This window comes from Streptomyces sp. SS1-1 (assembly GCF_008973465.1).
GTDB lineage: Bacteria > Actinomycetota > Actinomycetes > Streptomycetales > Streptomycetaceae > Streptomyces.
This window is the reverse complement of sequence record NZ_WBXN01000004.1, coordinates 4,295,659-4,314,691: the sequence shown is the minus strand read 5'-3', so window position 1 is coordinate 4,314,691 and position 19,033 is coordinate 4,295,659. Positions and strand designations below refer to the sequence as shown.

At 73.9% G+C, this 19,033-nt stretch carries 21 protein-coding genes; 3 read left to right on the top strand and 18 right to left on the bottom strand.

Annotated features, from left to right (window positions below; all coding sequences use genetic code 11):
• Nucleotides 1–188 precede the first annotated feature (188 nt).
• The 5 genes from F8R89_RS21340 to F8R89_RS21320 form a co-directional block, all read right to left on the bottom strand.
• Nucleotides 189–1,229, bottom strand: a complete 1,041-nt coding sequence (locus F8R89_RS21340; protein WP_151785434.1) for a hypothetical protein — start codon at nt 1,227–1,229, stop codon at nt 189–191.
• Nucleotides 1,230–1,334: 105 nt separating this feature from the next.
• Complete coding sequence (gene groL / locus F8R89_RS21335) at nt 1,335–2,963, bottom strand: chaperonin GroEL (RefSeq protein WP_151785433.1); 1,629 nt, start codon at nt 2,961–2,963, stop codon at nt 1,335–1,337.
• A gap of 120 nt (nt 2,964–3,083) precedes the next feature.
• Complete coding sequence (groES, locus tag F8R89_RS21330; protein ID WP_013001368.1) at nt 3,084–3,392, bottom strand: co-chaperone GroES; 309 nt, start codon at nt 3,390–3,392, stop codon at nt 3,084–3,086.
• Nucleotides 3,393–3,629: 237 nt separating this feature from the next.
• Nucleotides 3,630–4,451, bottom strand: coding sequence for a polysaccharide deacetylase family protein (locus F8R89_RS21325; RefSeq protein WP_225994453.1), 822 nt, complete (start codon nt 4,449–4,451; stop codon nt 3,630–3,632).
• Nucleotides 4,448–5,506, bottom strand: coding sequence for a polysaccharide deacetylase family protein (locus F8R89_RS21320; protein WP_151785432.1), 1,059 nt, complete (start codon nt 5,504–5,506; stop codon nt 4,448–4,450). Before F8R89_RS21320 ends, F8R89_RS21325 begins: the two co-directional genes overlap by 4 nt.
• Here F8R89_RS21320 and F8R89_RS21315 point away from each other — a divergent pair.
• The gene (locus F8R89_RS21315) at nt 5,505–6,770 is read left to right on the top strand and encodes a THUMP-like domain-containing protein (protein ID WP_151785431.1); all 1,266 of its coding nucleotides are present in this window, start codon (nt 5,505–5,507) and stop codon (nt 6,768–6,770) included. The two genes, F8R89_RS21320 and F8R89_RS21315, sit on opposite strands and share 2 nt — an antisense overlap.
• Before the next feature lie 46 nt (nt 6,771–6,816).
• Here the strand turns inward: F8R89_RS21315 and F8R89_RS21310 are convergent, their stop codons facing one another.
• From F8R89_RS21310 to tsaB, 8 genes are all read right to left on the bottom strand, one after another.
• On the bottom strand, nt 6,817–8,079 hold the full coding sequence (locus F8R89_RS21310; protein WP_192806183.1) for an RNA polymerase sigma factor: 1,263 nt from the start codon (nt 8,077–8,079) through the stop codon (nt 6,817–6,819).
• A gap of 47 nt (nt 8,080–8,126) precedes the next feature.
• Nucleotides 8,127–8,483 (bottom strand): YciI family protein, encoded by a 357-nt coding sequence (locus F8R89_RS21305; RefSeq protein ID WP_151785429.1) that lies wholly within the window; start codon nt 8,481–8,483, stop codon nt 8,127–8,129.
• A gap of 110 nt (nt 8,484–8,593) precedes the next feature.
• A complete protein-coding gene (locus F8R89_RS21300) occupies nt 8,594–9,643 on the bottom strand; it encodes an LCP family protein (protein WP_151785428.1) in 1,050 nt (349 codons plus the stop codon).
• Between the two features lie 108 nt (nt 9,644–9,751).
• Nucleotides 9,752–10,840, bottom strand: a complete 1,089-nt coding sequence (locus F8R89_RS21295; protein WP_151785427.1) for a LacI family DNA-binding transcriptional regulator — start codon at nt 10,838–10,840, stop codon at nt 9,752–9,754.
• 120 nt (nt 10,841–10,960) lie between these two features.
• Entirely contained in the window at nt 10,961–11,239 is a 279-nt protein-coding gene (locus F8R89_RS21290; RefSeq protein ID WP_151785426.1) for a hypothetical protein, read from the bottom strand.
• A complete protein-coding gene (gene tsaD / locus F8R89_RS21285) occupies nt 11,236–12,336 on the bottom strand; it encodes a tRNA (adenosine(37)-N6)-threonylcarbamoyltransferase complex transferase subunit TsaD (RefSeq protein ID WP_108708281.1) in 1,101 nt (366 codons plus the stop codon). The genes F8R89_RS21290 and tsaD overlap by 4 nt, the downstream gene beginning before the upstream one ends.
• On the bottom strand, nt 12,329–12,826 hold the full coding sequence (gene rimI / locus F8R89_RS21280) for a ribosomal protein S18-alanine N-acetyltransferase (protein ID WP_151788228.1): 498 nt from the start codon (nt 12,824–12,826) through the stop codon (nt 12,329–12,331). The genes tsaD and rimI overlap by 8 nt, the downstream gene beginning before the upstream one ends.
• Nucleotides 12,827–12,876: 50 nt before the next feature.
• A complete protein-coding gene (tsaB, locus tag F8R89_RS21275) occupies nt 12,877–13,533 on the bottom strand; it encodes a tRNA (adenosine(37)-N6)-threonylcarbamoyltransferase complex dimerization subunit type 1 TsaB (RefSeq protein ID WP_151785425.1) in 657 nt (218 codons plus the stop codon).
• Between the two features lie 111 nt (nt 13,534–13,644).
• Between tsaB and F8R89_RS21270 the strand changes: the two genes are divergently transcribed.
• Nucleotides 13,645–14,196, top strand: a complete 552-nt coding sequence (locus tag F8R89_RS21270) for a hypothetical protein (protein ID WP_151785424.1) — start codon at nt 13,645–13,647, stop codon at nt 14,194–14,196.
• A 22-nt stretch (nt 14,197–14,218) separates the two neighbouring features.
• On the opposite strand, the gene F8R89_RS36240 is transcribed toward F8R89_RS21270, so the two are convergent.
• From F8R89_RS36240 to F8R89_RS21250, 5 genes are all read right to left on the bottom strand, one after another.
• Nucleotides 14,219–14,395 carry a hypothetical protein gene (locus F8R89_RS36240; protein ID WP_192806182.1) on the bottom strand — a complete coding sequence of 59 codons (177 nt, stop codon included), beginning with the start codon at nt 14,393–14,395 and terminating at the stop codon, nt 14,219–14,221.
• Between the two features lie 146 nt (nt 14,396–14,541).
• Entirely contained in the window at nt 14,542–15,054 is a 513-nt protein-coding gene (tsaE, locus tag F8R89_RS21265; RefSeq protein ID WP_151785423.1) for a tRNA (adenosine(37)-N6)-threonylcarbamoyltransferase complex ATPase subunit type 1 TsaE, read from the bottom strand.
• Nucleotides 15,020–16,264, bottom strand: coding sequence for an alpha/beta fold hydrolase (locus F8R89_RS21260; protein ID WP_151785422.1), 1,245 nt, complete (start codon nt 16,262–16,264; stop codon nt 15,020–15,022). The genes tsaE and F8R89_RS21260 overlap by 35 nt, the downstream gene beginning before the upstream one ends.
• Before the next feature lie 180 nt (nt 16,265–16,444).
• Nucleotides 16,445–17,611: an alanine racemase gene (gene alr / locus F8R89_RS21255; protein ID WP_151785421.1), complete on the bottom strand. Its 1,167-nt coding sequence runs from the start codon at nt 17,609–17,611 to the stop codon at nt 16,445–16,447.
• Nucleotides 17,612–17,673: 62 nt separating this feature from the next.
• A complete protein-coding gene (locus F8R89_RS21250) occupies nt 17,674–18,561 on the bottom strand; it encodes a L,D-transpeptidase family protein (RefSeq protein WP_225994451.1) in 888 nt (295 codons plus the stop codon).
• 85 nt (nt 18,562–18,646) lie between these two features.
• Between F8R89_RS21250 and F8R89_RS21245 the strand changes: the two genes are divergently transcribed.
• Nucleotides 18,647–19,018, top strand: a complete 372-nt coding sequence (locus F8R89_RS21245) for a holo-ACP synthase (protein WP_151785420.1) — start codon at nt 18,647–18,649, stop codon at nt 19,016–19,018.
• Nucleotides 19,019–19,033: the final 15 nt, after the last annotated feature.

Sequence of the window (19,033 nt, the reverse complement as noted above, 5' to 3'; positions counted from 1 at the left end):
GGGTCGGTCGTCCAGGTCGGCCTGGCGGCAGCCGAGCGGGTCAGGGCCGACGGCTTCCCGGCCGAGGTGACGTATGCGACGGACCCGGTGTGCGGGGCGCGCCGGCATGTCTGGGACAGGACGTCACCGTCGCGCGGGCGGGCCCGGCCGTATGTGGAGGGCACGGGATGAGTGCGCGGGTGGCGCCGTCAGTCGCCCCCGCCTCCCCCGTCCCCTCCGCCGTCTCCCCCGTCTCCGCCGCCGCCGTCTCCGCCGTCTCCGCCGTCGCTGCCCCAGCCGTCCGCGGCGCCCGAGTCGTTGTCGTCGTGGCCGGTGCCGAGGTTGCTGAACCAGGGCAGTTCCCAGGTGGTGTCGGTGTCGTCGCCGGGGCGGGCGCGGAAGCGGGCCGAGCCCGTGGTGTCGCCGAGGCCGAAGGACGCCGCGACCGCGTGGGCCATGACGGCGTCCAGCGGGTCGGGGCTCTCGTGGCGCACGGCCGGCAGGGGCGCCAGGACCGTGCCGGGGGCGAGGTCGGGGCGGCGGGGCGGGCGGGTCAGGAGGGCGACCCGGGCGTCGTCGCGCAGCAGCCAGGAGCTGGTCGCGTCGGCGCGGCGTAGCGTCCACCGGCGGCCGGGGAGTTGGATCTCCACGCCGCGCTTGGACTTGCGGAGCGTCCTGCGCAGGGACAGCCGCGCGTACTGGTCGCCGACGGTCAGCACCAGGCCGGCGCCCGGCGAGGAGGAGTCGCCGGTATAGCCGTGGGGTGCGCGCAGCCGTACGGCCGGGGCGTGCGGGCCCCAGACGTCGACGCGGACCAGGCGCCGGTCCACGGCGACGGCCACCGGTCCGGCCGGGCCCGGCGCGTACCGGCGCGCCATCCACAGCGGGACGTCCTCCGCGCGGGCCCGTTCGGCGAGGGCGGCCACGGCGGCCGGTCCGCCGCACACGCGCACGGACAGTTCGCCGAGGGCCCGCGCGAACTCGGCGGCCCGGCGGACCTTCAGCGGGGTGCTGGTGCCGGTGACCCGGGTGACGGGGACGGTCCCGGCGTCCTGCGGCAGCCGCCCGAGCGGGCGTTCGGTGCCACCGCCGCCGAGCCACTGGCCCCGCAGGAACGCCTCCGCCATGGCGCCGAGGTTCAGCTCGGCGAGCGGTGTCGTACGGCCGCCTCTGCGCAGTCCGTCCCCGGTCAGTTCCACGGTCCGCGCGAACGGGTTCCGGGACCGTTCGCCGTAGAGCACCTGGCTCATCTCGCACCCCCTGTTGTCCGGACGTCGCCCTGAGGGTACGGCGAGGGCCCGGCACCCCCGTGACGGGGATGCCGGGCCCTCGGCGTCTTACGGGGAACCGCTCACTCAGTGGGCGTGGCCGTGCCCGTGGCCACCGGCGGCGGCCGGCTCCTCCTCTTCCTTCTTCTCGACGACCAGGGTCTCGGTCGTGAGCAGGAGGGAGGCGATGGACGCGGCGTTCTCCAGGGCGGAGCGCGTCACCTTGACCGGGTCGATGACGCCGGCCTTGACCAGGTCGCCGTACTCGCCGGTGGCGGCGTTGAAGCCCTGGCCCTTGTCGAGCTCGGCGACCTTGGAGGTGATGACGTAACCCTCCAGGCCGGCGTTCTCGGCGATCCAGCGCAGCGGCTCGACGGCGGCCTTGCGGACGACGGCGACACCGGTGGCCTCGTCGCCGGTCTTGCCGAGGTTGCCCTCGAGGACCTTCACGGCGTGGACGAGCGCGGAGCCACCACCGGAGACGATGCCCTCCTCGACCGCGGCGCGGGTCGCGGAGATGGCGTCCTCCAGACGGTGCTTCTTCTCCTTCAGCTCCACCTCGGTGGCGGCGCCGACCTTGATCACGCACACGCCGCCGGCCAGCTTCGCGAGGCGCTCCTGGAGCTTCTCGCGGTCCCAGTCGGAGTCGGTGTTCTCGATCTCGGACTTGATCTGGGCGACGCGGCCCTGGACGTCCTCGGACTTGCCGGCGCCGTCGACGATCGTGGTGTCGTCCTTGGTGACGGTGACGCGGCGGGCGGAGCCGAGCACGTCGATGCCGACCTGGTCGAGCTTGAGGCCGACCTCCTCGGAGATGACCGTGGCGCCGGTGAGGGTCGCCATGTCCTGCAGCATCGCCTTGCGGCGGTCACCGAAGCCGGGGGCCTTGACCGCGACCGCGTTGAAGGTGCCGCGGATCTTGTTGACGACCAGCGTCGACAGGGCCTCGCCCTCGACGTCCTCGGCGATGATCAGCAGCGGCTTGGAGGCGTTGGTCTGGATGACCTTCTCCAGCAGCGGCAGCAGGTCGGCGATGGAGGAGATCTTGCCCTGGTTGATGAGGATGTACGGGTCCTCCAGGACGGCCTCCATGCGCTCCTGGTCCGTCACGAAGTACGGCGACAGGTAGCCCTTGTCGAAGGCCATGCCCTCGGTGAAGTCCAGCTCCAGACCGAAGGTGTTGGACTCCTCGACGGTGATGACACCGTCCTTGCCGACCTTGTCCATCGCCTCGGCGATGAGCTCGCCGACCTGCTGGTCCTGGGCGGACAGCGCGGCGACGGCGGCGATGTCGGACTTCTCGTCGATCGGGCGCGCGGTCGCGAGGAGGTCCTCGGACACGGCGGCGACGGCGGCGTCGATGCCCTTCTTCAGCAGCGCCGGGGAGGCACCGGCGGCGACGTTCTTCAGGCCCTCGCGCACGAGCGCCTGGGCGAGCACGGTGGCGGTGGTGGTGCCGTCACCCGCGATGTCGTTGGTCTTGGTCGCCACCTCCTTCACCAGCTGGGCGCCGAGGTTCTCGTACGGGTCCTCGACCTCGACCTCACGGGCGATGGTGACGCCGTCGTTGGTGATGGTGGGGGCGCCGAACTTCTTGTCGATGACGACGTTGCGGCCCTTGGGGCCGATCGTCACCTTCACCGTGTCGGCAAGCTTGTTGACGCCGCGCTCGAGGGCGCGACGGGCGTCCTCGTCGAACTTCAGGATCTTCGCCATGACAGCGGGAGCCCTCTCGGATTCTGTGGGTTCTCAAAAAAGACACTGCGCCCCGGGCGCCCGGTTCTCATGTGGTCGCGGGGGCCAGGGGCGCAGCTGAAGACAAGAGCTTCGAGGCGTCTACTTCTCGATGACCGCGAGCACGTCGCGGGACGAGAGGACGAGGTACTCCTCGCCGTTGTACTTCACCTCGGTGCCGCCGTACTTGCTGTACAGCACGATGTCGCCGACCTTCACATCGAGCGGAAGGCGCTCGCCGTTCTCGAAGCGGCCCGGACCGACGGCGAGGATGACGCCCTCCTGGGGCTTCTCCTTCGCGGTGTCCGGGATGACCAGGCCAGAGGCGGTGGTCTGCTCGGCGTCGAGCGGCTGGACCACGATGCGGTCCTCGAGCGGCTTGATGGCAACCTTGGAGCTGGTGGTCGTCACGATCCGACCTCCCCCTTCGGAGATCTCACGGGGTTAACTGTCTGAGGTGGCGACCAGGTCGATCCGTCGTCGCGGGTGCCGGACCTGCCCGTCGCGTGGTTGGCACTCTCCAGTGGGGAGTGCCAGAGCCGAGACTATGACCGCGATTAGCACTCGGTCAAGCGGAGTGCCAATTCGCCGTGGCGCGGCGCGCCGCGGACGGCCCCTCGGAACACCCGAAGCCGCCCACGGGACGTCTCAGACGTAGTCCTCCAGGCGGCCCACGGTCAGCCCCCGCTCCTGGACCGCGCGCAGCAGCAGGGTGGTGCGCTCCCGCAGCGACAGCCCGCCCGGCTCGGCGGACGGCACGGAGACGACGTCGCCGGGACGCAGGCGCGCGGGCCCCTTCGCGTACGTCAGCCGGCCGTCGCCCGTCATCGTCGCGCGCCACAGCACGACGGCGCCGATCCCGCAGTCGTCGGCGGCGCGCAGCGTGGTGCCGTCGTAGGTGCCGTAGGGCGGCCGGAAGAGCCGGGGGCGGACGCCGAAGCGGGCGTGCAGCTTGTGCTGCTGGCCGCAGATCTCGGCGCGCTGGCCGGCGTAGGGCAGTCCGCGCAGGGCGGCGTGGTCGAGGGTGTGGTTCTGCAGGGACGCGCCGACCGCGCGCAGCCGCGCGAAGTGCGCGTAGCCGGGGCCGACCACGCTGTCCGTGAGGAACATGCTGACGGGCAGCCGCAGTTCACGGACCATGCCGACGAAGCGGGGGTCCTTCTCGGCGCCGTCGTCGTAGGTGAGGAAGACGACCCGGTCGCGGGTGGGGACGCGGCGCAGGACGGGCGGCGGTCCACCGGGGGGCCGGGCGACCCGCCGGGCGGGCGGCGGGGGCGGCGCGGGCAGCGGGTCGCTCAGGCCCCAGCGGCGGTACGGCTGCGCGGTGTGCGTGGCGTTCTTCGCCGCGCGCGTCGCCTCGTGGCCGGTCCCGGCGCGGGGGCCGGTGGCGGCGGTCCCGGCGCATCCGGCGAGCAGGACGGTCGCCAGGGCCACGGCGACGGACGCGCGTGACCCCGGCGGCGGCGTCACAGGTAGTCCTCCAGCCGGGCGACCGCGAAGCCCTCGGCCGTGACCTTGTCCAGGAACCGGCGGATCATGTCGGGCATTGTGCCCTTCCACTCGTCCCGGCCCCGGAAGTGACTGAGCACGATGTCACCCGGACGGATCCGCCGGTCCTCCTCCCGGTAGTCCCAGCGGTCGACGAAGACCTCCTCGTTCCACAGGGCGACGTACCGCACGCCGCAGGACCGGGCCGCGCGCAGGGTGTCCCGGTTGTAGTTGCCGAAGGGCGGCCGGAACAGCACGGGCCGCTCGCCGAAGCGCTCCTCCATGACGTCCTGCATGCCGCAGATCTCGTACTGCTGGCCCCGGTAGGACAGGCCGGGCAGATAGCGGTGGTGGAGGGTGTGGTTGTTCAGCCCGGCCCCCGCCCGCTGGAGCTGCCGGAAGTAGCCGTAGTCGTCCTTGATGACGTAGTCGCTGAGAAAGGCGGAGTACGGCACCTTCAGGTCGCTCATCATGCGCAGGAACGCCGGGTCCTTCTCGGCGCCGTCGTCGATGGTCAGGAAGACGACCTTCTGGTTCGTGGGGACGGTCGTGAAGACCGGGGGGAGGCCCGGTTCGTCGGGCCCGTCGACCTCGAAGCCCTTGCGGGTGGTGATCCGGGGCTTGACCTCGGGCGGCGGCGGGGGCACCAGGGGGACGCGGGCGAGCCGCCAGCGCCGGGCCGCGGCGACCCGGGCCGCGTGGGCCTCCTGGGCGGACGGGGGCTTCCTGCCGTCCGGGGCACGGGTGCCGCCCGGGGTCCGCGTGCCGTCCGGAGGTGACGCCGGCGCGGCCGAGCGGCTCGGCACGGGACCGGCGGCCGGGGAGGAGCCGCCCGCCGGACCGGATACGGCACCCTGCGCGCAGCCCGAGGCGACGGCGGCGACCGCGAGCCCGGCGACGGCTCCCCGCAGCCGCGCACGCCGGACCGCACGGACGACGGGACGGCCCCAGGACACGATCCCGGCGATCCCGGTGCTCCCCGCGATCCCGGCGATCCCCAGAGGCCCCTTTTTGTCATTTTGTCCTACAAGTCGCATGGGGCCGGATCCTGGCAGGCACCCCCGCCCGGAACGGGCCGACAGCGCCGCCGTGGAGCGGACCATCCTCCGACTGGCCGACAATGACCCGGTGAACGACCACCTCGACGCCTTCACCGCCCTGCTCGCCCCCGAGGGCCGCGCCCTCCTCGACGCCGTGCGCGACACCGACCCCGCCGACGAACTCGCCGTCGCCACCCGGCTGCGCCGCGAGCACCCGGCCGGACTGGTGTCCGCGGCCCTCGGGCAGGCCCGGCTGCGGCAGCGGGCGGCGGCGAAGTTCGGCGCCGGGGACGCGGGGCGCATGTACTTCACGCCGAACGGGGTCGAGCAGTCGACGCGGGCGAGCGTGGCGGCGTACCGGGCGGCCCGGATGCGGGAGCTGGGCATCGGCTCGGTGGCCGACCTGTGCTGCGGCATCGGCGGCGACGCGATCGCGCTCGCGCGGGCCGGCATCCGGGTGCTGGCCGTCGACCGGGACCCGGTGACGGTCGCGGCGGCCCGGGCCAACATGGCGGCGCTCGGGCTGGCTGACCTGGTCGAGGTGCGCGAGGCGGACGTCACCGAGGTCGCGACCGGCGGATTCGACGCCGTGTTCGTCGACCCGGCCCGGCGCGGCGGCCGCGGCCGCGTCTTCGACCCGGAGGCGTACTCGCCGCCCCTGTCCTGGGCCGTCGAGGCGGCCCGCACCGCGCCCCACGCCGCCCTGAAGGTCGCGCCCGGCATCCCGCACGAGGCGGTCCCCGGCGACGCGGAGGCCGAGTGGATCTCGGACGGCGGGGACGTCAAGGAGGCGGTGCTCTGGTTCGGGACGGCCCCCGGGGCGGTCCGCGCCACCCTGCTGCCGGGCCCGCGCCCGCTGCTCGGCCGCGGCCTGCCCGACCCGGCGGTGCGTCCCGTCGGACGCTATCTGTACGAGCCGGACGGCGCCGTCATCCGGGCCCATCTGGTCGCCGAGGTCGCCGAGTCGCTGGACGGCGGGCTCGTCGACGCGACCATCGCGTACATCACCGCGGACGAGCTGCGCCCCACGCCGTTCGCCGCCGCGTACGAGATCACCGACCGGTTGCCGTTCAACGTGAAGCGGCTGAAGGCGCTGCTGCGGGAGCGCGGGGTGGGCACGCTGACCGTGAAGAAGCGCGGCTCGGCGGTCGAACCGGAGGAACTGCGCCGCAAGGTCAAACCGCAAGGGCCGAACGCGGCCACCGTGTTCCTGACCCGGGTGGCGGGGGCCCCGACGATGCTGGTGGGACACCCCGCCTAGTGCCGTGCCGGGCGCCGCGAGCCGGTGAACTTTTCCGGTCACAGCACTAGCCGAACCGGATGTCCGCCGCGCGTCTGCGCAGCATCTCCCGCTCCGGCCCGTTGCGCGTCAGCGCCGCCGCTCGCTCGAACTCCGCCCGCGCCTCCGCCGTACGGCCGAGGCGCAGCAGCAGGTCGCCGCGCACGCTCGGCAGCAGGTGGTAGTCCCGCAGCGCCGGTTCTCCCGCGAGGGCGTCGACGATCTCCAGGGCGGGCCCGGGGCCCTCGGCCATCGAGACGGCGACCGCCCGGTTCAGCTCCACGACCGGCGACGGCGACCGGGCGGCGAGCAGCCGGTACAGCGTGGCGATGGTCCCCCAGTCGGTGTCCTCGTAGCGGTACGCGTGCGCGTGGCAGGCGGCGATGGCGGCCTGGAGGGCGTACGGGCCGGGGGCGCCCGTGGCCGTCGCGCCCGCCCGGTCCAGGGCGGTGATGCCCCGGGCGATCAGCATGCGGTTCCAGCGGCGCCGGCTCTGATCGCGCAGCAGGACGGGCGTGCCGTCGGGGGCGGTGCGGGCGGCCGTACGGGACGCCTGGAACTCCAGGAGTGAGGCCAGGGCGTGCACCTCGGGTTCCTTCGGCATCAGCGCGGCGAGCTGCCGGGCCAGCCGCAGCGCGTCCTCGCACAGCGCGGGGCGCAGCCAGTCGTCGCCCGCGGTCGCCGCGTACCCCTCGTTGAAGATCAGGTAGATGACGTCGAGGACGGAGCCGAGCCGAGCCTCCCGGTCGGGCCCGTACGGCACCTCGAAGGCGACGTTCCGGGTGGCGAGGGTGCGCTTGGCGCGGACCACGCGCTGGGCGACCGTGGCCTCGGGCACCAGGTAGGCGCGGGCGATCTCGGCGGTGGTCAGACCGCCGACGAGGCGCAGGGTGAGGGCCGTGCGGGCCTCCGGGGACAGCACGGGATGGCAGGTGGTGAAGACGAGCCGGAGCAGGTCGTCGTCGATGGCGTCGGGGTCGGCGGGCTCCGGCGGCGGCACGTCCTCCAGGGTCCGGCCGATCTCCCGGAGCTTGCGGGCGTAGTTCTCCCGGCGCCGGACCAGGTCGACGGCGCGGTGCCGGGCGGCGGCGGTGAGCCAGGCGCCCGGCCGGTCGGGCACGCCGTCGCGCGGCCACTGCTCCAACGCGGCGACCAGGGCGTCCTGGGCCAGCTCCTCGGCGATGCCGACGTCCCGGACGATCCGGGTGACGGCGGCGACGACACGGGGGAACTCGAGGCGGAACACGGTGTCGAGGGCGGACCGGGTGTCGATGCTGCGCGGTGTCTCCACAGCCCACCATCGAACACCCTGCCCGTCCGGCGGCCCAGCGGGCGCGGTCACCCCTCGGCGATCTCCCGCACCTCGCAGGTGACGGTCCAGAACTCCTCGTGGACCTTCAGGAACCGGGTGGTCCACTCGATGGCCTCGGCCTTGTCCTTGCACTGCATGATCGCGTACCCGCCGACGACCTCCTTGGCCTCGGTGAAGGGCCCGTCGGTGACGGAGATCCGGCCGCCCTCCCAGTGCACGCGGGTGCCCTGCGCGGACGGCAGCAGCCCGGCCGTGTCGAGCATGACGCCGGCCTTGGTGACCTCCTCGATCAGCTCGCCCATGCGCCGCATCAGTTCGGGGCTCGGGCCCTCGGCGGGGGCGGACGCCTCGTCGATCTTCACGAGCGACAGGTATCGGGGCATGGTGACTCCTCGTGCTGCGGTGGCCGGGCCCTTCCCGGCCTCTCACCCCTGCGTCGAACGGCCGGGCGCCGGATCGACACGTCCTCGAGGATTTCCCGGAAAAGCTTCTTTCAGCGCAGCGACTTCCACAGTTCGCTCGCCTCCGGCTCGTCCGCGACCACCCGGTTGTGGTTGGACGGCGCGGGCACGACCGGCATGGTCAGGGTCTTCACGCCGTCCGACGCCAGCCCCCGCAGGCTCTGCCCGAGGCCGGTCAGCTCGCTCAGCGAGTCCAGCCCCGTGTCCGTGGTCAGGGCGCCGGTGACCGCGTCGGCGACGCGGTAGAGCCGCGCGGGGTCGGTGAGCAGGTCGGTGGCGGAGATCTGGTCGAGCAGCGCCTTCACCAGCTTCTGCTGGAGCTCGATACGGCCCAGGTCGCTTCCGTTGCCGATGCCGTGCCGGGTGCGGGCCAGCGCCAGCGCCTGCTTGCCGTCGAGGTGGTGGGTGCCGGCCGCGAGGTCCAGGTGGCTGTCGTCGTCGTGGATGTCCTCGTCCGTGGTGACGGTGACCCCGCCGAGGGCGTCCACCAGCTTCGCGAACCCGGAGAAGTCGAGCTCGACGTAGTGGTCCATCCGCACACCGGTCAGCGACTCGGCCGTCTTGACCGCGCAGACCGGACCGCCCAGCGCGTAGGCGCTGTTGAACATGGCCTGGTACGCCTTCCGGGTCGAGCCGCCCGACGGCAGCGGGCAGGACGGCCGGGTGACCAGGGTGTCGCGCGGGATGCTCACGACCGTGGCCGTGGTGCGGCCGGCGTCGATGTGGAACACCATCGCCGTGTCCGAGCGGGCGCCCCCGCTGTCACCGCCGCCGAGCTTCTTGTTGGCCGCGCCGCTGCGCGAGTCCGAGCCGAGGACCAGGATGTTCAGCGCCTCCGTCGGCAGCGGTGACGCCGACGGCGACGGGGTCGTCATGACCCGGGGCGGACGGTCGTCGCCCAGCGCCTGGTCGATGTCGACACCGGTGATGTTGTCGTCGAGATGCCGGTAGGCCCAGGCCGCCGCCCCGACCGCCAGGGCCAGTAAGGCCGCGAGGGCGATCCCCGCCCTGCGCCACACGGTCGCCCGCCGGCGTCCGCGTCCCCCGTCGTCCCCACCCGATCCCCGCCCGCTTCCCCTCATGGACAGGAACGTACGTCCGAATTATTACGGCCAGACAGCCCAGGGCGGCTTTTCTCGCGAAATTCTCAGACTTCTCTCAGGGGGCAGCCGAATGTTTCGCGCCGGGTGTCACCGCTGGGGTGCCGGGGCCGTGCTGCTGCGCACCACCAGGCTCGTCGCCAGGTCCACCCTGGTCGCCGTGGGCTGCTCCCTGGCCAGGTCCAGCACCAGCTTGGCCGCCGCCTCCGCCATCTCCGTCAGCGGCTGCCGCACGGTGGTCAGCGGCGGCCCGACCCAGCGCGCGACCGGCAGGTCGTCGAACCCGACGACGCTGAGGTCCTCCGGCACCCGCAGCCCGAGCTCCCGCGCGGCCTCGTACAGACCGAGCGCCTGCAGGTCGTTGCCGGCGAAGACCGCGGTGGGCCGGTCCGGGCGGCGCAGCAGGTCCAGGCCCTCCCGGTAGCCGGTCTCGTGGTGGAAGTCGCCGGTCCTGATCAGGTCCTGGTCGACCGTCAGCCCGGCGGTCTCCAGGGCGGCGCGGTAACCGTCGAGGCGGGCGCGGCTGCACATCATCCGGGACGGCCCGGTGATCGCGCCGATCCGCCGGTGCCCGAGCTCGATGAGATGGCGGGTGGCGGCGAGGCCGCCCTGCCAGTTGGTCGCGCCGATGGACGGCACGTCGGCGCCCGGGTCGCCCGCCGGGTCCATCACCACGAACGGGATGGAACGACTGGTCAGCAGCGCCCGCTGGGGCTCGTCGAGGCCGGACAGCACGAGGATCACCCCGTGCGGGCGGCGCGCGGCGACCTGGTCGGCCCAGGTCCGGCCCGGGGTGTGGCGCCCCGCGCTCTCGCTGAGCACGACGCTCAGCCCCGCGTCCCGGGCCACGTTCTCGACGCCCCGGATGACCTCCATCGCCCAGGCGCTCTCCAGTTCGTGGAAGACCAGGTCGATCAGGGGCGAGCGGCCGGTCTCGGCCCGGCGGCGGCGGTAGCCGTGGGTGCGCAGCAGCTCCTCGACGCGGCTGCGGGTGCCCGGGGCGACGTCCGCGCGTCCGTTGAGGACCTTCGAAACAGTCGGGGCCGAGACGCCGGCCTCGCGGGCGATCTCGGCGAGCGTGGCCGTCCGCCCGGACCGGCCGGTCGTCGGGGCCGTCGGCGGTGCCGGCCGGTTGTCCGGCTCGGCCGTCCGGGATGCGGCGGTCTCACGGGCTGTCATGGCGGCGATCGTAACCCCGCCCGGCCCGAGGACGAACCCCCTCCGGCCCACTCCCTTCACCGGAACATTCGAAACCGGGAACGAAACCTTCGATCCGGGATGGTCGCGGGGGCGGCCCCCTCAGTCGCCGGACCGGCCGGAACCCTCCGTGCCGAGCGACTCGAACCGCCACCGGTGCACGGCCCGGGTGACCAGCTCGCCGTCGGGTTCCGGCAGTTCCGGGACGTCGGCGTCGGCGGCCGCGTCCCACCACGTGACGACCAGGACCCGGTCCTGCGCGGCCCGGAAGGTCTCCCGGCGCAGCGGCGGCCGGGGCAGCTCCTGCGCCCGCGCCCAGGCGAGCAGGTCCTCGCCCCGCCCGGGCACCGCCCGCGCCTCCCACATCAGGGCGACGGTCACGAGTACAGGTTCTCCTTGCTCACCTCGTGCACATGGTCGTGCCCGGTGCCCGGCACATGCGGGTCCGTGACCGGCAGCGAGGAGTCCGCCGACAGGTCCCAGTCGGACGCCGCCCGGTTGCGCGCGACCATCTCGGCGCCGAGCGCGGCGACCATCGCGCCGTTGTCCGTGCACAGCTTCGGCCGGGGCACCCGCAGCCGGATGCCGGCCGCCTCGCAGCGCTCCTGGGCCAGCGCCCGCAGCCGGGAGTTGGCGGCCACGCCACCGCCGATCATCAGATGGTCGACGCCCTCGTCCTTGCAGGCCCGTACGGCCTTGCGGGTCAGCACGTCGACGACCGCCTCCTGGAAGGACGCCGCGACGTCCCGCACCGGCACCTCCTCGCCGACGGCCCGCTTCGCCTCGATCCAGCGGGCGACGGCGGTCTTCAGGCCGGAGAAGGAGAAGTCGTACGCCGGGTCGCGCGGGCCGGTCAGACCGCGCGGGAAGGCGATCGCCTCCGGGTCGCCCTCGCGGGCGTAGCGGTCGATGACGGGGCCGCCGGGGAAGCCGAGGTTCAGCACGCGGGCGATCTTGTCGAACGCCTCGCCCGCCGCGTCGTCGATGGTCGCGCCCATCGGGCGCACGTCGGAGGTGATGTCGGAGGACAGCAGCAGCGAGGAGTGCCCGCCGGACACCAGCAGCGCCATCGTCGGCTCCGGGAGCGGCCCGTGCTCCAGCTGGTCCACGCAGATGTGCGAGGCGAGGTGGTTGACGCCGTACAGCGGCTTGCCGAGGGCGTAGGCGTACGCCTTGGCCGCCGACACGCCGACCAGCAGCGCGCCCGCGAGGCCGGGACCGGCCGTGACGGCGACACCGTCGAGGTCGCGGGCGCTGACGCCCGCCTCCTTCAGCGCCCGGTCGATGGTCGGGACCATGGCCTCCAGATGGGCCCGGGAGGCGACCTCGGGCACGACACCGCCGAAGCGGGCGTGCTCGTCGACGCTGGAGGCCACGGCGTCGGCGAGCAGGGTGGTGCCGCGGACGATGCCGACGCCGGTCTCGTCGCACGAGGTCTCGATGCCCAGAACGAGGGGTTCGTCCCGCGAGTCAGCCATTGATCTCAGTTCCTTGTACGGAGTCGTCACCCGCGGCGCTGCCGCTGTCGGGCGCTGTGGTCAGTCGCATCACCAGGGCGTCCACGTTCCCCGGCTGGTAGTAGCCGCGCCGGAAGCCGATGGCCTCGAAGCCGAAGCGCTCGTAGAGCTTCTGCGCGCGGACGTTGTCCACCCGGCACTCCAGCATCACCTCGGCGCACTCGAACTCGGTGGCCGCGCGGAGCAGTTCGGCCAGCAGCCGGCCACCGAGTCCGGTCCCCCAGTGGTCGCGGGCGACGGCGATGGTCTGGACGTCGGCCAGGTCGCCGGCGGAGGCGAGCCCGGCGTAGCCGACGAGGCGCCCGTCCCGCTCGGCGACGACGTAGCGGCGGGTGGCCTCGGGCCCGCGGGAGTGGGCGAGTTCGGACCAGAACATGCCCCGGGACCAGGCGTCCTCCGGGAAGAGTTCCTTCTCCAGCTCCAGCACGGGGTCGATGTCCCACCAGCGCATCTCGCGCAGGGTGGGGCCCTCGGCTCCGCCGGTGGCGGTCTCGGGTCCGGTCACTTGGGGGTGACCACCTTGTAGTTCTTGGGGACCTGGGCGTCGGGGCGGCGCAGGTACAGCGGCCGGGGCGCGGGCAGCTCCTCCCCCGCGGCCAGCCGTTCGGCGGCCAGCGCGGCCAGGGCGGCCGCCGACACGTGCTCGGGCTCGTGGGCGCGCGGGAACGTGTCGGGGTAGAGCAGGGCGCCGGCGCCGACGGCGGGCAGTCCGGCCACCTCGGCGGCGATGTCGGCGGGCCGGTCGACGGCCGGGTCGGTCAGCCGGGTGCGGGAGTCGGCGTACCGGGCCCAGTAGACCTCCTTGCGCCGGGCGTCGGTCGCCACGACGAAGGGGCCCTTCTCGATGTCGGCGGCGTAGGCGAGGCCGTCCAGCGTGCACACGCCGTGCACGGGGACGCCGAGGACGAGCCCGAAGGTGTCGGCGGTCATCAGGCCGACCCGCAGTCCGGTGTAGGGGCCGGGGCCGATGCCCACGACGACGCCGGTGACGGCGTCCAGCTGCACACCGGCCTCGGCGAGGACCCGGTCGACGGCCGGCAGCAGCAGCTCGCCGTGCCGGCGCGCGTCCACCTGGCTCGAGGAGGCGATGACGTCCGTGCCGTCGTGCAGCGCGACGGTGACGGCGGGGGTGGCGGTATCCAGAGCGAGCAAGAGCACGCGAACAGCCTACGGCGCCCGGGCCTCCGGAAGTGCCGCCCCGGTCGGGCGGACGGTGACTGCTACGGTCGGCTTGATCACGTGGCGCGAGCGAACGCTGAGGTGGTGACGGTGGCGGGCAGCAGTTCCGGATTCGTCGTGGGCCTGACCGCGGCCGCCCTCGTGGCGGTCGGCCTCCTCACCTTCCAGGCCGCCGCGAACATGCCGCCCGACCTGGGCGAGCGCCCCGGCGGCTCGCTTCGCGCCGTCACCTCCGAGGCCGCCCGGGACGACCGAGACCCCGAGGCGCTGCCCGCCCTGTCCGGCACCGGCGAGCGGGTCGTGTACGCCCTGGGCGACGACCGGGTGTGGCTGGTCGGGGACGGCGACAAGGTCAAGCGGACGTTCCGGGTGACCCCCGGATCGGTCGACCCCGCGCCGGGCACCTACACGGTCGGGTCGCGCTCCAGTTCGGTCACCGGGACCGACGGGCTGCCCGTGGAGCACGTGGTGCGGTTCGCGACGGTGGACGACGTGACGATCGGCTTCAGCGCGGCCGTGCCGGGCGGCACCCCGCAGCCGGACCCCACGGCACGGACGGGCGGCATCCGCGAGTCGCGCGGCGACGGCACCGCGATGTGGGAGTTCGCGACGATCGGCCGCACGGTGGTCGTGGTCCCCTGACCGCCCGGGCCGGGCCCTCGGGTCAGGCGGCCTCGGGCCGCGGCTCGGCGGCCGGACGGGGCTCGGGTGCGCGCGGGGGTGTCGAGACGATCCACGCGGCGGCGTTGGCCGCCAGCAGGTCGCGCACGGACAGCGGGACGCCATGGGCCGGCGGGTGGGGCCGCGCCTCACCGTGGGCCGTGTGCTCCGGTGCCGGCATGGACGCCTCCTGAGGTCGGGGGCGGGCGTGGTTAGGCACGCCTAACCACGGACTGGCTACCATGTGACCACGCCCACGACCACGAACGCAACGTTTTCCCGACACGTTGTCGGAACGAGGCGCGGCCGGCCCCGGCCCGCGGGACGTCAGGCGGACAGCACGCTGAGGTCCGCGGCCGCCCAGCGCGCGCCGAGCCCGGTCACCGTCACCTGCCGCACCTCGTCGGTGGTGTCGCCGACGGCCCGGTGGATCACGACCTGGAGCCGCTCCTCGGTCAGCTCCTCGACCTTGCCCTCGCCCCACTCCACGACGACGACCGACTCGGGCAGCGAGACGTCCAGGTCGAGGTCCTCCATCTCGTCCAGGCCGCCGGACAGCCGGTAGGCGTCGACGTGGACGAGCGGCGGGCCGTCGCCGAGCGACGGGTGGACCCGGGCGATCACGAAGGTCGGGGACGTCACCGCGCCCCGGACCCCCAGGCCCTCGCCGAGCCCCCGGGTCAGCGTCGTCTTGCCCGCGCCGAGCTCCCCGCTGAGCATCAGGAGGTCGCCGGCGCGCAGCAGCTTGGCGAGTCGCCGGCCGAGTTCCCGCATCTGCTCGGGGGAGGTGACGGTCAGCTGAAGGTCACCCGCGTTGTGCGGTGCTGCTGGTGCTTCCATAGCCACTAACCGTAGCCCCTGCGGGCACCGCGCCCGCGCGGGTGAGCAGGTCCGCGAGGCGGTCGGTGACCACCTCCGGGTGCTCCAGCATGACCAGGTGCCCGGCGTCCGGCACCAGCACCAGTTCGGCCTCCGGCAGCAGGTCGGCGATGGCCTCGCTGTGCTCGCTCGGGGTGACCAGGTCGCCCACGCCGGCCAGCACGAGGACCGGCATCCCGGTGAACAGGGCGAGCGCCTCGGTCTTGTCGTGGTCGGCGAAGGCCGGGTAGAACTCCGCGACCACGTCGATCGGCGTCCCCTCGATCATCCGCTCGGCGAACCGGGCGATGGCCGGGTCCACGTCCCGCGACGAGAACGAGTACCGCTTGATGATCCCCGCGAACAGGTCGGCGGTGGCCCGCCGCCCCTTCTCCACCAGCTCGGCACGCTGCCCCAGCGCCTTGAGGACGCCCGGCAGCACACGGCGCACGGCGTTCACCCCCGCGACGGGCAACCCGAAGTTGACCTCGCCGAGCCGCCCGGACGACGTACCGACGAGAGCGGTGGCGACGACGCGCTCGCGGATCAGCTCGGGGTACTGGTCGGCGAGCGCCATCACGGTCATCCCGCCCATGGAGTGCCCGACCAGCACGAGCGGTCCCTCGGGCGCCGCCGCGTCGATGACGGCCTTCAGGTCCCGGCCGAGCTGCTCGATGTCGACGTGCCGGTCCTCCTGCGTCTGGGCGACCCCGCGCCCGGACCGCCCGTGGCTGCGCTGGTCCCAGTGCACGGTGCGCACGACGCCCCGCAGCGCGGCCCGCTGGAAGTGCCAGGAGTCCTGGCTGAGGCAGTAGCCGTGGCTGAAGACGACGGTGACGGGGGTCGGCGCCTTGCGCCCGAACAGCCGGCGACGGCGGGGGCTGAGCGCGGGCGCGGCCTCGGGGTCGACGTCGTCGACCTCGTAGTACAGCTCGGTGCCGTCGTCGGCGTACGCCTTGCCGGGGGTGCCGCGCAGCGAGCCGTAGGGTCCCGCCGAGTCGAGGGCGAGGCGTGCCTTCTGGCGCATGCCCCGGCCCACGGTCATCCGCTCTATGGCGACACCGGCGGCCGCGCCGGCCGCGATCACGCCTATCGCGGCGCCGGCGAGACCGGTCGCCCTGCGCCAGCTCGCGGCCGCCCCCGAGGCGGAGGCGACGGCCGCGACGGCGGCCTCCGCGCTGCTCTCGCTCACGTACCGCTCCTCTTCGCTGGGTCCGGTGCCGGTGTGACGACGGTGGTGGACGGTGCCCGTGGTGCGAGCGGGGTCCCGCTACGGGTTACCCCTCTCGTTCCTCTTTCACATGAATGTACTCACTGGTAGCAACCGCGTGGCGGCACACACCGCGGTTCGCCCCGGAACCGGCGGCCCCGGCTACCGGCTCTCGTCCACATAGACGCGGGGAACGCGTCCGGAGATGCGCGTGACGACCTCGTACGCGATGGTCCCCGCGGCCTGCGCCCAGTCCTCGGCCGTGGGCTCCCCGCCGTCGCCGGGGCCGAACAGCACGGCCCTCGCGCCCGCCTCGGGCTCGTCCCCGCCGAGGTCGACGACGAACTGGTCCATGGCGACCCGCCCGGCGACCGTCCGCCACTTGCCGCCGACCAGGACCGGCCCGGCGCCGGAGGCGTGCCGCGGGATGCCGTCGGCGTACCCGAGCGGGACGAGACCGAGGGTGGTCTCGCCCGGGGTGACGTAGTGGTGCCCGTAGCTGACGCCGTGCCCGCCGGGCACCTGCTTGACCAGGGCCAGGGACGCCGAGAGCGTCATCACCGGACGCAGCCCCAGGTCGGCGGCGCTGCCCAGCTCGGGGCTGGGCGAGATGCCGTAGACGGCGATGCCGGTGCGGACCAGGTCGAAGTGGCTCTCGGGCAGCGTGAGGGTGGCCGGGGAGTTCGCGATGTGCCGCACCTCGGGGCGCGCGCCCCGCTCCTCGGCGTACGCGGTCATCTCTCGGAAGCGGTCGAGCTGGGCGGCGATGGAGGGGTGGCCCGGCTCGTCGGCGCAGGCGAAGTGGGACCACAGCCCGGTGATCCGGATCAGGCCGTCGGCCTCGGCGCGCAGCGCCTCACGGACCAGCTCGGCCCAGTCGTCGCCGGGCTGGCAGCCGCCCCGCCCGAGACCGGTGTCGGCCTTGAGCTGCACCCGCGCGGGCGTCCCGGCCCGCCGGGCGGCCCCGGTGACCTCGCGCAGCGCCCACATCGCGCTGACGGAGACGTCGAGGTCGGCCTCGATCGCCTCCTGCCAGGGCCCGCCGGGCGTCCACAGCCAGCACATCATCCGTACGCCCTGGATCCCGGCGGCCCGCAGCGCGAGGGCCTCCTCGGGAGTCGCCGTGCCCAGCCAGGTCGCCCCGGCCTCCAGCGCGGCGCGGGCACAGGGAAGCGCCCCGTGGCCGTACGCGTCCGCCTTGACGACGGCCATCAGGGCGGCGCCGGGGGCGCGGCCGCGCAGGGTCCGCACGTTGGCCCGCAGGGCGGCCAGGTCGATCTCGGCGCGGGCACGCGCGGGCGCGGTCCGCTGTGGTGCTGTCTCTCTCATCGCGCCCCCAGTGTCTCAGAGGGGCCCGGCGACGCCGTCGCGCCGGACCCCTCACGCACCGCTCAGCCCTCCGTGCGGTGGCCCCACACATAGACGCGGTCGCCGTTCCTCAGCAGCTTCCACAGCGCGCGGGCGTCGTCCAGGCGCATGTTGACGCAGCCCATGGAGCCGACCTCGGTGAAGATGCCGCCGTAGACGCCGTGGAAGGCCTGGCCGCCGTCGAAGAACTGCGCGTACGGCATGGGGCTGTTGTAGAGCGTCGAGACGTGGTTCTTGTGCCGCCAGTAGATCCGGTGCCATCCGGTGCGGGTGCCGTAGCCCTTGCGTCCGCTGCGCACGGACACCGGCTGGAAGACGACCTCGCGGCCCGTCTGCACCCAGGCGATCTGCCGGTCGAGGTCGACGCAGGCGACCCGGTACGCCCGTACGGGGCACTTCCCGGCGGCGTTGGGGTTCTCGCGGGCCGACTCCAGCCGCATGGTGGCCCAGGTGACGGGACCCGCGAAGCCGATCGCGGGCTTGATCTTGTGCTTGACCTGGAAGCCGCGGATGGCACGGCAGTCGGCGGGCGACTGCTCGCCGTCGGCCTTCCGCCCCAGCCACCGCTCGACCTCGCGCTGGTACGGCCCGTCCTCGTCGCTGCACTTCACGCCGCCGAGGGCGCCCATCGGGGTGACGTACTCGACGAGGTCGTGCGTGGGGTCGGGGGCGGCCTTCGGCTCGACGGCGTCCTCCTCGGCGCTGGGCTCGTACACCTTCGGCGGCAGGGCCTGGTCCGCGGTGTCGGCCGGGGCGGGCTGGAGCATGTCGAGGGGGACACCCGGTACGAGGCCGGCACCGGGTCCGGTGGCCGGGGGCCCGGGGTCCGCCGAGGCGCTGCCGACGGGCAGCAGGGAGGCCGCCGCGAGCATCACGGCGATGCTCCGGCAGGCGATACGTCCGCTGATCATGCGCACAGGGAAGCGTGCCCGCCGGGCCCGGTGGGAGGCGCCGCGCGGCGGGGTCACCCGAAGGAGGAACCGTAAGGTGCTGGGCATGAGCATCATCGGGGTCGGCATCGACGTGGCCGAGATCGACCGGTTCGACGCGGCGCTGCGCCGCACGCCCGGCCTGGCCGAACGGCTGTTCCTGGAGAGTGAGTTGCTGCTGCCGGGCGGTGACCGCCGGGGCATCGCCTCGCTCGCCGCGCGCTTCGCTGCCAAGGAGGCCCTCGCGAAGGCGCTCGGCGCCCCGGCGGGCCTGCTGTGGACCGACGCCGAGGTCTACGTCGAGGACAGCGGGCGGCCCCGGCTGCGGGTGCGCGGCACGGTGGCGGCCCGCGCGGCCGAACTGGGCGTGCGGTCCTGGCACGTGTCCCTCAGCCATGACGCCGGGGTCGCCTCGGCGGTGGTGATCGCCGAGGGCTGATTCGATGGGCCGGGC